Source organism: Nocardia sp. NPDC059228, from assembly GCF_042754245.1.
Classification (GTDB): Bacteria; Actinomycetota; Actinomycetes; order Mycobacteriales; family Mycobacteriaceae; genus Nocardia.
In genome coordinates this window covers 228,268-243,008 of sequence record NZ_JBHZAL010000008.1, presented here as the reverse complement: position 1 = coordinate 243,008, position 14,741 = coordinate 228,268, and the positions used below count along the sequence as shown (strand labels likewise).

The following is a 14,741-nucleotide window of genomic DNA, read 5'->3' as shown; positions in this document are numbered from 1 at the left end:
CCGACGCCGCCATGATTGATGAATGCGAGGAAAGACGCCGCCGACCGAGCCGCTGTCCGCGCGGGAGCGGCGCAATCTGCTGATCGGGAGCACTGTCGTCGTCGCGTTGATCGTGGCGGGGGTGGTGGCGTGGGCGGTGCTCGACCATCGGCCGGATTACTCGCGCTCCGAGAATGGTTGTGTCGCAGTGCTTTCCGCCGGGACGATGGGTGGTCAGCAGCAGCGGGCGTGTGGCACGCAGGCGCAGGAATGGTGCCGGACGGTGGCGGGGCAGCAGGACGCTCTCGCCCTGCGCGTGCAACAGGAGTGCCGCCGCGCGGGAATTCTGCCCTAGCCCGCGTGCTGTCGCAGCGCCGCCAAGACCCGGTGCGAGCGGCCGGTGATCCCACTGGTTGGGAGCGATTCGCCCTGGTGAAAGGGGTTGCGGGCGTACCCGCTATGGTGGCCGGTGACTCTCCTGCCAGCGCGGAGAGGATCACCCGCGCGTCTTATCGAACGGAGCATGGATTTCATGAAACTGGCTGTCATTCCGGGCGACGGTATCGGTCCCGAGGTCATCGCCGAGGCCCTCAAGGTGCTCGACTTGGTGGTGCCCGGTGTCGAGAAGACCGAATACGACCTGGGGGCCAAGCGGTTCCATGCCACCGGCGAGATCCTCCCGGACAATGTCATCCCGGAGCTCAAGCAGCACGACGCCATCCTGCTGGGCGCCATCGGCGACCCGTCGGTGCAGAGCGGCCTGCTCGAGCGCGGCCTGCTGCTGCGCACCCGCTTCGAGCTGGACCACCACGTGAACCTGCGCCCGTCCAAGCTGTACCCGGGCGTCACCAGCCCGCTCGCGGCCAACCCGGACATCGACTTCGTGGTCGTGCGCGAGGGCACCGAGGGCCCCTACACCGGCACCGGCGGCGCGATCCGCGTCAACACCCCGCACGAGGTGGCCACCGAGGTCTCCACCAACACCCGCTTCGGCGTCGAGCGTGTGGTCCGCTACGCCTTCGAGACCGCCCGCAAGCGCCGCAAGCACCTGACCCTGGTGCACAAGAACAACGTGCTGGCCTTCGCCGGTTCGCTGTGGTCGCGCACGGTCGCCGAGGTCGGCGCGGAGTACCCGGACATCGAAACCGCCTACCAGCACATCGATGCCGCCACCATCCACATGGTCACCGACCCGGGCCGCTTCGACGTGATCGTGACCGACAACCTGTTCGGCGACATCATCACCGACCTGGCCGCCGCCGTCTCCGGTGGCATCGGCCTGGCCGCCTCCGGCAATATCGACGCCTCGGGCACCAACCCGTCCATGTTCGAGCCGGTGCACGGTTCGGCCCCGGACATCGCGGGCCAGTCCAAGGCCGACCCGACCGCCGCGATCCTCTCGGTGTCCCTGCTGCTGAACCACCTCGGCAAGGCCGAGGAGGCCGCCCGCATCGAGGCCGCCGTCGCCAAGGATCTGGCGTCGCGCTCGGGCGCCGCCTCGACCGTCGAGGTCGGCGACCGGATCGCCGCCTCGCTCTAGCGTTCCACGGTCAAGCCCCCGTTCCCGCGACCGCGGGAACGGGGGCTTTTCCTTGTTCACGGCCGGATATCGAGCCCGACAAGGTGATTCGCCGGTCCGTACCACCCGGCGAATCGTCGAAACCCGACTACTTCACACGCTTCGTCCGTTCCCTCCTCGTCGCCGAAATGCAATCCTGGGAGGGGTTTCGTTGAAACCTCCTGGGCCAGTGAGGCATATCGCAGATTTTTATTCGTATGCGAAAACGTAACGGGCACAGCTCTTCCGGATTTGCCGGCGATCAGCCGGTCACCGGGAACCCGTGGGCACCAACGGGACTGCCGCCAGCGCCACCACCGCCGCCAGCAGGTAGGTGATCGGAAAACCGGCCGCGGTGATCAATGCGCCGAAGGCCGGGGCGATCACGGCCGCCGCCAGGTTCTGGCCCGTGTTCTGGACACCCAGCCCGCGACCCGACCAATAGGGACCGGCGATCTCGGCCACCGCCGTGAAGGCCAGGCCGTTGTCGGCCACCGTGATGACCGAGGCCGCGACCAGAATCGGGACGGCCGCCCACCACTGGTGCGTCCAGGCCGCTACGGCCAAGGCGGACATGGAGATTACGGCCGCGATCGCCACCGTGCGCAGCGGCCGCAACCGGCTGCCCACCCGATCCGACCAGATCCCCGCGCCGATTCGCCCTCCCGCGCCCAGGATTTGGGTGGCCGTGACCAGCGCCCCCGCCGCCGGCAGCGACATGCCGACATCCCGATGCAGCCACAGCAGGCCGAAGGTCCAGATGGTGGCCTGCGGGATCACCAGCAGGATCGACACCCCGTGAATGCGCCACAGCGTGGAGTCGCCGCGGTACGGGTTGGCGGGACGCCCTGCGCCCCCGGCGGATTCGGGCCGCGGCGGATCCACAATCCCGAACAGGCAGCCGATCGCGGCCGCGCCCGCCATGGCGGCGGGTACCAGGACGGCCATCGAGAACCCGTGTGCCGCAGCGACGGCCGGAATGGTCATGGCGCCGACGGCCACGCCCAGCGGCTGGGCGGCCTGCCGGATGCCCATGGCCATCCCGCGCTGATCCGGCGGGAACCAGCCCACGATGACCCGCCCGCTGGCGGCATTGGTGCTGCCCGCTCCGGCCCCGGCCAGGAACAGCAACGCGCCCAGCGCAACATAGTTCGAGACCGTCGCCGCCGCCGCGCCCGCCGCGAACATCAGCGCGGGACCGGCCACCAGGGCCTTGTGCTCGCCCACATGATCGACGATCCAGCCCCACGCGATCAACGTGCAGACCAGGCCGACGGTGGGCATGGCGACCAGCAGACCGGCGGTGGCCAGCGGCATTCCGCGCTGGGTCAGTGCGGGCAGCAGGAAGGCGGTGCCGTGCACCAGCGCGGCGCTGGAGCTCTGGGCGAAGACGCCGAGCGCCAGCATGGTCCACCGTCGTGTCGTCCCGATTTGTGTCACGGTGGCCATGGCCCTCACCTCAGTCTCACTATGTGGAATCAACGTCCTACTGTGTGAACATCGATCTCACCGTACACGTGATGCGCAAGACGATTTCTGGGACGAGCTGTCGATTTGCTCACACTCGCCCACTGATCTTGTGAGTCCACCCGCGAGACCCGAGTTCGTTTGCGTATAAGGGCTTTCCACATACGAATCGGGGCGATGCGGGCCGGGATGCCACCCCTCCCGGCGGGCCCAGCCGCTGCCCGGCCCGCCCTCGTCCCCGGCTCCGGTCCCGCCCCGCGGTCGGGCGCGTTCGGGCAGGTCGAGGCCGGTCGATAGGATGCCAACCATGCGCCTAGGTCGAGTTGCCAGCCCAGATGGAGTCGCTTTCGTCAGCATCGAAGGGGACGGTTCCGACGCCGTCGTCCGGGAGATCGCCGAACACCCGTTCGGCACCCCGACCTTCACCGGTCGCAGCTGGCCGCTGGCCGACGTGCGGCTGCTGGCCCCGATCCTCGCCAGCAAGGTGATCTGCATCGGCAAGAACTACGCCGCCCATGCCGAGGAGATGGGCGGCCCGGCCCCGGCCGACCCGGTCATCTTCATGAAGCCGAGCACCTCGATCCAGAGCCCCAACGCTCCGATCATCCTGCCGCCCAGCTCTTCTCAGGTCGACTACGAGGGCGAACTGGCGATCGTCATCGGCCGCCCCTGCAAGGACGTGCCCGCCGCCCGCGCCAACGAGGTGATCCTGGGTTACACCGTCGCCAATGACGTCACCGCCCGCGACCAGCAGCGCCACGACGGCCAGTGGACCCGCGCCAAGGGCTACGACACCTTCTGCCCGCTGGGCCCGTGGATCGAGACCGCGCTGGACCCTTCGGATCTGGAGATCGTCACCGAGGTCGACGGCCAGGTCAAGCAGCGCAGCCGCACTTCACTACTGCTGCACGATATTCCGAAGCTGATCGAGTGGGTCACCGCCGTAATGACCTTGCTCCCGGGCGATGTCATCCTCACCGGCACCCCGGAGGGCGTCGGCCCGCTGCAGGCCGGCCAGACCGTGTCGGTGACCGTCTCCGGCATCGGCACCCTGTCCAATCCCGTTGCCGCCAAACGCTGAACGAAAGAGAGCCATGACTGACGTCCGGGTTCGTTTCTGCCCGTCACCCACCGGCACACCGCATGTGGGTCTGGTCCGTACCGCCCTGTTCAACTGGGCCTACGCGCGCCACCACGGCGGCACCTTCGTCTTCCGCATCGAAGACACCGATGCCGCACGCGATTCCGAGGAGTCCTACAACGCCATCCTCGACGCCCTGCGCTGGCTCGGCCTCACCTGGGACGAGGGCCCCGAGGCCGGCGGCCCCTACGGCCCGTACCGGCAGTCGCAGCGGCGTGACATTCATCTCGATGTGGTGCAGCGGCTGCTGGCGGCGGGGGAGGCCTACGAATCCTTCTCCACGCCTGACGAAGTCGAGGACCGGCACAAGGCCGCCGGCCGCGATCCCAAGCTCGGCTACGACAACTTCGACCGCGAACTGACCGCCGAGCAGATCGCCGCCTACAAGGCCGAGGGCCGCCCGGCGGTGGTCCGGCTGCGCATGCCCGACCGGGACCTCACCTGGAACGACCTGGTGCGCGGCGAGACCACGTTCCGCGCGGGGGTGGTCCCCGACTTCGCGCTCACCCGCGGTAATGGCGATCCGCTCTATACGCTGGTCAACCCGGTCGACGACGCCATGATGAAGATCACCCACGTTTTGCGCGGCGAGGATCTGCTGTCCTCCACTCCGCGGCAGCTCGCGCTCTACGAGTCGCTGAAACGAATCGGCGTCGCGGAGTTCACCCCGGAGTTCGGTCACCTGCCCTTCGTGATGGGCCAGGGCAACAAGAAGTTGTCCAAGCGTGATCCGGAGTCGAATCTCTTCCATCACCGCGACCGCGGGTTCATTCCCGAGGGTTTGCTGAATTATCTGGCACTGCTCGGCTGGAGCATCGCCGATGATCATGACCTGTTCTCGATGGCCGAGATGGTGGAAGCCTTCGATATCTCGAAGGTGAATTCGAATCCGGCTCGATTCGACCAGAAGAAGGCCGATGCGCTGAACGCCGAACATATTCGGCGGCTGACCCCCGGTGATTTTGCTCACCGGCTGCGCGAGTTCCTTACCGGACACGGCCATATCGGCGCCGAGATCGACGAGAAGCTGTTCGAAACCGCGGCCGATCTGGTGCAGACCCGGATCAAGGTGCTCGGCGAAGCCTGGGATCTGCTGAAGTTCCTCTTCATCAAGCCCGAAGAGTTCGCGATCGACCCCGCCGCGGAGAAAAAGAATCTGGGCCCCGATGCCGCTCCGGTGCTGCAGGCGGCGGTGAAAGCCCTCGAAGGCGTTTCGGAATGGACCGTCACGCCCCTGGAAGAGGCGCTCAAAGCCGCGCTCATCGACGAACTGGGACTCAAGCCGAACAAAGCCTTCGCACCCGTGCGCGTGGCGGTGACCGGATCCCACATCAGCCCGCCGCTGTTCGAGTCGCTGGAACTGCTGGGCCGCGAGCTCACCATGGACCGCATGCGGTCCGCGCTCGCCGGGATCGCCTGAGCTCGCCGGGATCGCCTGAGATCGCTGCCGCGAAGGCCCGCAGGAAATCCGAAATGATGCACAAACCGGCCCCTGACCAGCCGGTTTGTGTATCTGCCGGGGGATGCTGCTAATCTTCTTCTCGGCCGGAAAGCGGTCGGGAGCTTCCCCCGGGAGGAACCCGAAAGCCCAGGTCAATGGGGTATGGTGTAATTGGCAACACAGCTGATTCTGGTTCAGCCATTCTAGGTTCGAGTCCTGGTACCCCAGCTGCGAGAGCTCCGGCTCTCGAATTCGAGAAGCTTCGGCGGACCACAAAGTCTGCCGAAATCTCATCCTGGTCCCGTCGTCTAGCGGCCTAGGACGCCGCCCTCTCAAGGCGGTAGCGCGGGTTCAAATCCCGTCGGGACTACAAAGTGAAGGCCCCCAGCCGAACGGCTGGGGGCCTTCACTTTTCTGTATGACCACGGTTGCCGACCAGCGGCCTCCAGGGTTGCCGGCCAGCCGTGCCTATGGTTGCTGACCAGCGGTGCTGCCGCCCAGCGGCATGGCGGGCAGGCCGAGTTTGCGGTGATCCCAGCTGCGGACGCGCTCGGGCACCACGCGCACGGCCACCCGCTTGTTCAGCATGGCCTCCACGAACGGCTTGGCCTCGTCGCTGTACGGCCCGGTGTAGCGCTCCCAGACGCTGATTCCCACCTTGAACAGCGCCTCGGGGTCGTCGACGACCTCCGCGCGGCCCTCGATGGAGATGCCGCGCAGCTGGTCGTAGGTGTCGCCGGCCTCGAGCATCACGGTGATGCGCGGATCGCGGCGCAGGTTCACCGTCTTCTGGGCCTTGGCCTTGGTCTCGAACCAGATCTCGCCGTCGATCACCGCGTACCACATGGCGACCAGATGCGGTGCGCCCGTGGCGCCCAGCGTGGCCATGGTGGCGATGCGGCTGCGCTCGATGAATTCGGTGATCTCCTGGTCGGACATCACGATCTGCGCGCGTTGATTAACTCCCATGGGCCGACTGTAATTTACGGCGTATGAGCGCGGTCACAGTGGCCATTTCCTGCCACCTGGCTCACAGCCGGAGCGGCCGATCCGGCCCTGGAGACGGCACCTCCGGGCCCGGAAACCAGCGCAGCCCCCGCCGGAATCCGGCGGGGGCTGCGGTCGGGAAGTCGAGCAACTGCGGGCGGGTGGCTGAGCGACCCGTGGGGCTGTCGTGACGGCAGTGGCCACCTCCAGGGTTGCCCCGGGCCCGCAAAGTCCGTCAGAGGCGCTTGTGGAGGGCGTCGGCGGCGGCCACCAGATCGGCGGCCCAGCGGGCGCCCGGGCGGCGGCCCATACGGTCGATGGGTCCGGATACCGAGACGGCCGCGACCACGCCGCCCGCGGCGTCGCGCACGGGCGCGGACACGCTGGCCACGCCGGCCGCGCGCTCGGCCGCGCTCTGCGCCCAGCCGCGGCGGCGCACCTCGGCCAGGGCCCGCTCGCCGAAGACGGCCTCGGGCAGGACCGTGCGCTGCATCTCGGGATCGGCCCAGGCCAGTAGCACCTTGGCGGCCGAGCCCGCGGTGAGCGGCAGGCGCGCCCCGATCGGCACGGTGTCGCGCAGGCCCGCGGCGGGTTCCATGGCGGCCACGCAGACGCGGGCATTGCCGTCGCGGCGGTAGAGCTGCACGCTCTCGCCGGTGATCTCGCGCAGGCGCGGCAGGATGGTGGCGGCGGCGTCGAGGAGCGGGTCGCTGGCGGTTGTCGCCAGCTCCGACAGGGCCGGGCCGGGCCGCCACAGACCCTGGCTGTCACGGGCCAGCATGCGGTGGGTTTCCAGGCCCACGGCCAGGCGGTGCGCGGTGGCGCGGGGCAGTCCGGTGCGGGTGCAGAGCTCGTTGAGGCCGCAGGGTTGCTCGGCTACGGCGTGCAGGACGGCCATCGCTTTGTCCAGAACCCCGATACCGCTATGCTGTCTCATAGAACGATATTAGCGTCTCGCATGTTGGGAAATGCAAACCAGCCGCTCCCAGCTCGGACGTCAGTCACCGCGCACACCAACCGGGCGTGGATATGTCAATCGAGAGGTGAGCAGTTATGGCCGACCGGCCACGCACTCTGGCGGAGAAGGTCTGGGACCAGCACGTCGTCGTCCGCGGCGCGGGTGAGGGCGCGAATCGCGAACCCGACCTCATCTACATCGACCTGCACCTGGTGCACGAGGTCACCAGCCCGCAGGCGTTCGACGGACTGCGCGCCGCGGGTCGCCCGGTGCGCCGCCCGGATCTCACCATCGCCACCGAGGACCACAACGTCCCGACGATCGACATCGACAAGCCGATCGCGGATCCGGTGTCGCGCCTGCAGGTCGAGACGCTGCGCAAGAACTGCGAGGAATTCGGTGTGCGCCTGCACCCGATGGGCGATCTCGATCAGGGCATCGTCCACGTGGTGGGCCCGCAGCTGGGTCTGACCCAGCCGGGAACCACGGTGGTGTGCGGTGATTCGCACACCTCCACCCACGGTGCGTTCGGCGCGCTGGCGATGGGCATCGGCACCTCGGAAGTGGAACACGTGCTGGCGACGCAGACTTTGTCGCTGCGCCCGTTCAAGACCATGGCCATCAATATCGATGGGCAGCTGCCCGCGGGCGTCACCTCCAAGGACGTGATCCTGGCGGTCATCGCGCAGATCGGCACCGGCGGCGGCCAGGGCTACGTGCTGGAGTACCGCGGCGAGGCGGTGCGCGGCATGTCCATGGAGGCCCGGATGACCATGTGCAACATGTCGATCGAGGCCGGCGCCCGCGCGGGCATGGTCGCGCCCGACGAGGTCACCTACGAGTTCCTGAAGGGCCGCCCGCACGCGCCCGAGGGCGCGGACTGGGAGGCCGCCGTGGCCGCCTGGGACGCCCTGAAGACCGATGAGGGCGCGGTTTTCGACGCGGAGGTCCACATCGACGCCTCCGCGCTGACCCCCTTCGTCACCTGGGGCACCAACCCGGGACAGGGTGCGCCGCTGGGCGACTCGGTGCCGGATCCGGAGCAGATCGTCGACGAGAACGAGCGCGCGGCCGCCGAGAAGGCGCTGCAGTACATGGACCTGCGGCCGGGCACTCCGCTGCGGGATGTCACCGTGGACACGGTTTTCGTGGGTTCGTGCACCAATGGCCGGATCGAGGATTTGCGCGCGGTCGCAGACATTCTGACGGGCCGAAAGGTCGCGGACGGTGTACGCATGCTGATCGTGCCGGGCTCGATGCGGGTGCGGCTGCAGGCGGAAAAAGAGGGTCTGGGCGAGATTTTCACCGCCGCGGGCGCGGAATGGCGCCAGCCGGGATGCTCGATGTGCCTGGGCATGAACCCGGATCAGCTTTCCCCCGGTCAGCGCTGCGCCGCCACCTCGAACCGGAACTTCGAAGGGCGACAGGGCAAGGGCGGTCGCACGCACCTGGTCTCGCCGCTGGTCGCCGCGGCCACCGCGGTGCGCGGAACCCTGTCCTCACCTGCGGATCTGAACTGATCACATTCCGGTAGCGGCCCAGATGCCGCTGCCCCCACAGACTCAGGAGAATCACCGATGGAAGCCTTCAAGGTCCACAAGGGGATCGGCGTTCCGTTGCGCCGATCCAATGTCGACACCGACCAGATCATCCCGGCGGTGTATCTGAAGCGCGTTACCCGAACGGGTTTCGAGGACGGCTTGTTCGCGGCGTGGCGGACGGATCCGAACTTCATTCTGAACACCGAGCCCTTCAACCGGGGTAGTGTGCTGGTCGCTGGTCCGGATTTTGGTACCGGATCCTCACGTGAGCACGCTGTTTGGGCCTTGAAGGACTACGGGTTCCGGGTGGTGATCTCGTCTCGCTTCGCCGACATCTTCCGCGGGAACGCGGGCAAGGACGGGCTTCTGACGGCCCGGATGGCGCAGAGCGATGTGGAATTGCTCTGGAAGTTGCTCGAGGAACAGCCGGGTTTGGAATTGGCGGTGGACCTCGAGGCGCGAACCGTCTCGGCTGGAACGGTCGTGTTGCCGTTCGATATTGACGACTACACCCGGTGGCGCCTGCTGGAAGGGCTGGACGACATCGGGCTCACTCTGCGGCACAGTGATGAGATCGACCGGTTCGAAAACGCAAGGCCGACTTGGAAACCCGCCACCATTCCGGCCCGTATTTCGCAGACGTAATCATTGATGGGCGTTAGCTGAACCCCCTCAAACCAGGTAGCTGAGCGTGTGCCATGCGTCATGTATTTCCGCGTGGCACATAGACTCTTGCCCGGAAAGGGTTTACCGTGGTACCTAGTCGGTCCGACGACGGGCCATTAGTCTGCGGAGGATTCAATGAACAAGGCGGAACTGATCGATGTTCTGACCGAGAAGTTGGGTACTGACAGGCGCACCGCTACTGCTGCAGTTGAGCAGATGGTCGACACGATCGTGCGTGCTGTGAACAAAGGTCAGAGCGTCACCATCACCGGATTCGGTGTCTTCGAACAGCGTAAGCGGGCCGCCCGGGTCGCTCGTAACCCGCGCACCGGCGAAACCGTCAAGGTGAAGCCGACTTCGGTGCCGGCGTTCCGTCCCGGCGCTCAGTTCAAGGCGATCATTGCCGGCAAGCAGAAGATCGCTTCGAGCGGCCCGGCCGTGAAGCGCGGTGTGGCCGCCCCGGTTTCGGGTAAGACCACCGCCAAGAAGACCACCGCCAAGAAGGCGGCCAAGAAGGCCGCCACCAAGGCACCGGCCAAGACCACGGCCAAGAAGGCCGCCTCGAAGGCGCCCGCCAAGAAGGCCACGGCCAAGAAGACGGCGGCGAAGAAGACGGTCGCGAAGAAGACCCCGGCCAAGGCCACTGCTGCCAAGAAGACCACGGTCGCCAAGAAGGCCACCAAAGCCACCGCTGCGAAGGTCACGGCCAAGAAGACGGCCAAGAAGGCTCCCGCCAAGAAGACCGCGGCCAAGCGCACCGCTCGCCGGTAGCGAGGCCACAACCCGTCGCTGACGGGGGTTTTCGAGCAGGACAACACGCGAGACGGCCCGGCATCGCCGGGCCGTCTCGCATGTGTGTGGGGGTGGGTTTGAGGGTTCGATGGGGGCTGGAATCGGCAGTGTGCCAGGCGGAAATCGGCAGTACGCCGGGCGGAAACCGGCAGGGCGGCGGATGGATTCGGCCGGACAGGGGCCGGTACGGCGGCGTTCCAAGGGTTCTCGCCGGGGCCGGGCCGTCGGCCGGCGGGGAAAAAACGCCCGCCGACGGGCCGGAAAGCCGTCAGCCCCGGGGGAGATCGGCCGGGGTGAGAGCGCGGTCGAGATGGTCGGCCGCGATCAGACGGCCGTCGTGGAAGGACAGTACCCAGACGCTGCCCTTGCGATTGCGGGCCGGTGGCAGGCTGATGCCGTCGGCGGCGGCCCACCACTCCAGCAGATCCGGAATCACCTTGCCCTGACTGGAGATCACCCGCACGGTGTCGGCGGAGACCAGGTCGCGGGCGCGTTTGCGGGCGGCATCGGGTGCTGCCGCATAACCGGATTCGGAGAACAGCGGTTCGAGTTCCACGTCCACGCCCAGCTTTTCCGCCAGCGGGGTCACAGTTTGGACACAGCGGTCCGGTGGGGCGGAGAGGATTTCGGCCGCGCCGAAGGCGAGCAGGTTCGGCACCAGGGCGCGAGCCTGTGCGCGACCGGCCTTTTCGAGCGGGCGCAGGTCGTCGTCACCGGCGAATCGGTCGCTGCGACCGGCCTTGGCGTGCCGCACCAGCAGCAGGGTGGCGGTTTCGGCGGGATGGCGCAGGAAGTTCCGGACGATGCTGCGGTCCATGGGATAGGACAGGGCGTCCATCACGGTGTCGAGACGGCGCCAGTCCAGGACGTCGACCTCCAGATTGGACTCGAACGCCCCATCCAGGACCCGGGCGGCCCAGTAGTCCACTCGCTTGAGCTTGCGGTGCCCGGTCACCGGATACGTCACGTGGCCCAGATAGCGGCCCAGGCGCGAATTCAGGCCCGTTTCCTCGGCTACCTCGCGCACGGCCGTGACCACCGGCGTCTCACCGGGATCCAATTTCCCCTTGGGCAGCGACCAGTCGTCGTATTTGGGCCGATGCACCAGGGCGATCTCGAGCCCGCCATCCGCCGCCGGACGCCACAGCACCGCGCCCGCCGCCAGAATATTGGCGGCGACGCGGGGATCGGCGAAATCGGCGGCAGGGTCGAAGTGGGCCGGGCTCACTGGTGCTGCACCGGACGTCGCAGCCGCATCAGGTGCTCCTGGTGATCGCGGATCTGATCGCCGGGGACGTCGGGTCCGGGCTGGGCGGTCCAGCTGCCGTCGGCCTGCAGCACCCAGCAGCGGGTGGCCGGGTGCAGCGCGGAGTCGAACACCTGGCCCAGCTGCTCGGTCAGCTTCGGATCCTTCACCTGCGCCAGCACTTCCACGCGCCGGTCCAGGTTGCGGTGCATCATGTCGGCGCTGCCGATCCAGTACTCGTTCTGCGCCTGGAAGTGCAGAACACGCGAATGTTCCAGGAAGCGGCCGAGAATCGAGCGCACCCGGATGTTCTCGCTCATACCCGCCACCCCGGGCCGCAGCCCGCAGATACCGCGCACCACGATGTCGACCGGTACCCCGGACTGAGAGGCGCGGTAGAGGGCGTCGATGATCTGCTCGTCGACGATGGCGTTGGCCTTCAGCCGGATTCGCGCCGGCTCGCCCTGCGAGGCCAGCTCGACCTCACGCTCGATACGTTCGATGATGCCCGCGCGCACGCCGGTCGGGGCGACCAGCAGGTTGCGGTAGTTGGCCTTTCGCGAGTACCCGGTCAGCGAGTTGAACAGGTCGGTGAGGTCCGCGCCGATCTCCGGTGCGGCCGTGAGCAATCCGACGTCCTCGTACAGGCGTGCGGTCTTGGGATTGTAATTACCGGTGCCGATGTGGCAGTAGCGACGGATGGTGGCACCCTCGCGCCGCACCACCAGGCAGGTCTTGCAGTGGGTCTTGAGCCCGACCAGGCCGTAGACCACGTGCACGCCGGCCTGCTCCAGCGCCCGCGCCCATTTGATATTGGCCTGCTCGTCGAAGCGGGCCTTGATCTCGACCAGCGCGACCACCTGCTTGCCCGCCTCGGCGGCGTCGATGAGCGCGTTCACGATGGGGGAGTCACCCGAGGTGCGGTACAGGGTCTGCTTGATGGCAAGCACCTGCGGGTCGGCGGCGGCCTGCTCGATGAAGCGCTGCACGCTGGTGGAGAAGGAGTCGTAGGGGTGGTGCACCAGCACGTCGCTCTCACGCAGAGCGGCGAAAACGTTTCGGGGCGTTTCGCGTTCGCCGAACGCCGGCGGGGTGGCCGGGACGTAGGGGGCGTCCTTGAGGTTGGGGCGGTCCACGCCGTAGACCTGCCACAGGCAGGACAGGTCGAGCAGGCCGGGCACCTGGATGACGTCGGCCGGGTCCACGTCGAGTTCGCGCAGCAGCAGATCGAGCATGTGCTCGGTCATGTCGTCGGAGACTTCCAGCCGCACCGGGGATCCGAAGCGGCGGCGGGCGAGTTCGCGCTCCAGGGCCTGCAGCAGATCCTCGTCGCGGTCCTCCTCGACCTCCAGGTCGGCATTGCGGGTGATCCGGAACGAATGCTGTTCCACCACTTCCATTCCCGGGAACAGCTGATCCAGATGCGCGGCGATCAGCTCCTCCATGGGGAGGAAGGCGGCCAGGGACGAGCCTTGTGCCGCAGCGGAATCCCGGCCCGGGGCGGTATTGCCGGCCGCGACCCGGCGGACCCGGACGAAGCGATCCACATTGTCGGGCACCTTGACCCGGGCGAAGTGCTCACCGCCGGTGATCGAATCCTTCACCGTCACGGCGAGATTCAGGCTCAGGCCACTGATGTAGGGGAACGGGTGGGCCGGGTCGACCGCCAGCGGGGTCAGCACCGGGAAGACCTGATCCTGGAAATATCCGGACAGGCGCTGCCGCTCGGTGTCCTCCAGATCGGCCCAGCGGATGATGGCGATGCCCTCGGCGGTCAGTGCGGGCAGCACCTGGTCCAGGAAGACGCGGGCGTGGCGCTCGCCGATCTCCTGGGTGCGGACGGCGATCATCTCGAGCTGCTCGGTGGGGGACAGGCCGTCGGCGGATCGCACCGACAGTCCGGTTTCCGCACGGCGCTTCAGACCGGCCACCCGGACCATGTAGAACTCGTCCAGATTCGAGGCGAAAATGGCGAGGAATTTGGCGCGCTCGAGCAGCGGCTGGGAATGGTCCTCGGCGAGGGCGAGGACGCGGGCGTTGAAATCGAGCCAGCTGAGTTCCCGATTGACGTAGCGGTCCGCCGGGAGCGGCGCTATGGCGGTGGGCGGTGGGGTTGCCGCGGGCGGCGCCGCCGGTAGTAGCGGCGATTGCTTGACGGTATCCGTATCGCTCACTCTCACGATCATTCCTTATGTCGCGGGTGGGGTGCCGAACTGACACCGTCCATTGCAGCGCAGATCACGCCGCGTCAGCACAGTGAGGACCCGGCTCGGTGCATATCGTCGATTCCTCGACACGCCTGCGACACGCCGATTTCACGCAGCAGCGCGCCGGTGGCCGTTCCGACCCCGAGCGCGGCGGCGCGTTCGAGATCCGCGGCGGTGTCGACGTCCTGCCGCAGCCCGGGCCAGTTGCCCAGCAACTCCACCGCGCCGCCGGCGATGTGACGGCGGGCGGAGTCCGGACCGAAAAGCGGGTTCAGCGCGGCGGATCCGCCGCGCACCAGCAGGGCGACGGTGCCGCTGCCCTCGTGATCGGCGACCACCGAGCGCTGATGCCCGGTGCTCGCCAGCATGTCGCAGAGTTCGGCCGGGCGCAGCGCGGGCAGATCCGCTTGCAGGGCAAGCAGATCGACCGGGCCGTGGGCCTTTCGCACCGCGGCCGCGCCCGCGGCCAGGGCGGCGTTCAGTCCGCTGGTGTGCGGCGGGACCGCGGCGGGTTCGGGATGGACCGTCGCGCCCAGGTCGCGCACCAGATCGGCGACCGCCGGATCCGGGGTCACCACCGTCACCGAGGCCACCCCGCGGGCGGCGGCCGCGGCGGTCACCGTGTCCGACAGCATGGCCAGCACCAGGCGCGGCCGTTGATGCGCGGGCAGCCCATCGGACAACCGACTCTTGGCCAGTCCGAGACTCTTGACCGCGATCACCGCGTGCACGGCTGTGTTCACTGTGCCCTCCGCTCC

Annotated in this window: 13 protein-coding genes and 2 tRNA genes; 9 read left to right on the top strand and 6 right to left on the bottom strand. The window is 67.8% G+C overall.

Going from position 1 to position 14,741, the window contains the following annotated elements:
• Positions 1–22 precede the first annotated feature (22 nt).
• Both ACFXKA_RS16245 and ACFXKA_RS16240 read left to right on the top strand, forming a co-directional pair.
• Complete coding sequence (locus ACFXKA_RS16245; RefSeq protein ID WP_379427797.1) at positions 23–334, top strand: hypothetical protein; 312 nt, start codon at positions 23–25, stop codon at positions 332–334.
• A 177-nt stretch (positions 335–511) separates the two neighbouring features.
• Positions 512–1,519 (top strand): 3-isopropylmalate dehydrogenase, encoded by a 1,008-nt coding sequence (locus ACFXKA_RS16240; RefSeq protein WP_379427796.1) that lies wholly within the window; start codon positions 512–514, stop codon positions 1,517–1,519.
• A gap of 288 nt (positions 1,520–1,807) precedes the next feature.
• Here the strand turns inward: ACFXKA_RS16240 and ACFXKA_RS16235 are convergent, their stop codons facing one another.
• Positions 1,808–2,986, bottom strand: coding sequence for an MFS transporter (locus tag ACFXKA_RS16235; protein ID WP_379427795.1), 1,179 nt, complete (start codon positions 2,984–2,986; stop codon positions 1,808–1,810).
• A gap of 325 nt (positions 2,987–3,311) precedes the next feature.
• Here ACFXKA_RS16235 and ACFXKA_RS16230 point away from each other — a divergent pair, with 325 nt between their 5' ends.
• The 4 genes from ACFXKA_RS16230 to ACFXKA_RS16215 all read left to right on the top strand — a co-directional run bounded on the left by ACFXKA_RS16230 (position 3,312) and on the right by ACFXKA_RS16215 (position 5,956).
• Complete coding sequence (locus tag ACFXKA_RS16230; protein ID WP_354837894.1) at positions 3,312–4,085, top strand: fumarylacetoacetate hydrolase family protein; 774 nt, start codon at positions 3,312–3,314, stop codon at positions 4,083–4,085.
• A 13-nt stretch (positions 4,086–4,098) separates the two neighbouring features.
• Complete coding sequence (gene gltX / locus ACFXKA_RS16225; protein ID WP_379427794.1) at positions 4,099–5,565, top strand: glutamate--tRNA ligase; 1,467 nt, start codon at positions 4,099–4,101, stop codon at positions 5,563–5,565.
• Between the two features lie 177 nt (positions 5,566–5,742).
• Positions 5,743–5,814 (top strand) — tRNA-Gln (locus ACFXKA_RS16220).
• Positions 5,815–5,883: 69 nt separating this feature from the next.
• Positions 5,884–5,956, top strand: a tRNA-Glu gene (locus ACFXKA_RS16215).
• Positions 5,957–6,054: 98 nt separating this feature from the next.
• Here ACFXKA_RS16215 and ACFXKA_RS16210 read toward each other — a convergent pair.
• Complete coding sequence (locus tag ACFXKA_RS16210) at positions 6,055–6,555, bottom strand: PPOX class F420-dependent oxidoreductase (RefSeq protein ID WP_354837890.1); 501 nt, start codon at positions 6,553–6,555, stop codon at positions 6,055–6,057.
• Positions 6,556–6,808: 253 nt separating this feature from the next.
• A complete protein-coding gene (locus ACFXKA_RS16205; protein WP_354837888.1) occupies positions 6,809–7,510 on the bottom strand; it encodes an IclR family transcriptional regulator in 702 nt (233 codons plus the stop codon).
• 116 nt (positions 7,511–7,626) lie between these two features.
• Here ACFXKA_RS16205 and leuC point away from each other — a divergent pair, with 116 nt between their 5' ends.
• The 3 genes from leuC (at position 7,627) to ACFXKA_RS16190 (ending at position 10,509) form a co-directional block, all read left to right on the top strand.
• Positions 7,627–9,051: a 3-isopropylmalate dehydratase large subunit gene (leuC, locus tag ACFXKA_RS16200; protein ID WP_379386843.1), complete on the top strand. Its 1,425-nt coding sequence runs from the start codon at positions 7,627–7,629 to the stop codon at positions 9,049–9,051.
• A gap of 57 nt (positions 9,052–9,108) precedes the next feature.
• Positions 9,109–9,717: a 3-isopropylmalate dehydratase small subunit gene (gene leuD / locus ACFXKA_RS16195; RefSeq protein WP_354837884.1), complete on the top strand. Its 609-nt coding sequence runs from the start codon at positions 9,109–9,111 to the stop codon at positions 9,715–9,717.
• A 156-nt stretch (positions 9,718–9,873) separates the two neighbouring features.
• Positions 9,874–10,509: an HU family DNA-binding protein gene (locus ACFXKA_RS16190; protein ID WP_354837882.1), complete on the top strand. Its 636-nt coding sequence runs from the start codon at positions 9,874–9,876 to the stop codon at positions 10,507–10,509.
• Between the two features lie 289 nt (positions 10,510–10,798).
• Here ACFXKA_RS16190 and ACFXKA_RS16185 read toward each other — a convergent pair whose 3' ends face one another.
• The 3 genes from ACFXKA_RS16185 to cofC form a co-directional block, all read right to left on the bottom strand.
• Entirely contained in the window at positions 10,799–11,758 is a 960-nt protein-coding gene (locus tag ACFXKA_RS16185) for an NUDIX domain-containing protein (RefSeq protein WP_379427793.1), read from the bottom strand.
• Entirely contained in the window at positions 11,755–13,962 is a 2,208-nt protein-coding gene (locus tag ACFXKA_RS16180; RefSeq protein ID WP_354837878.1) for an RNA degradosome polyphosphate kinase, read from the bottom strand. Before ACFXKA_RS16180 ends, ACFXKA_RS16185 begins: the two co-directional genes overlap by 4 nt.
• Before the next feature lie 62 nt (positions 13,963–14,024).
• Entirely contained in the window at positions 14,025–14,726 is a 702-nt protein-coding gene (cofC, locus tag ACFXKA_RS16175; protein WP_354837876.1) for a 2-phospho-L-lactate guanylyltransferase, read from the bottom strand.
• Between the last annotated feature and the right edge of the window lie 15 nt (positions 14,727–14,741).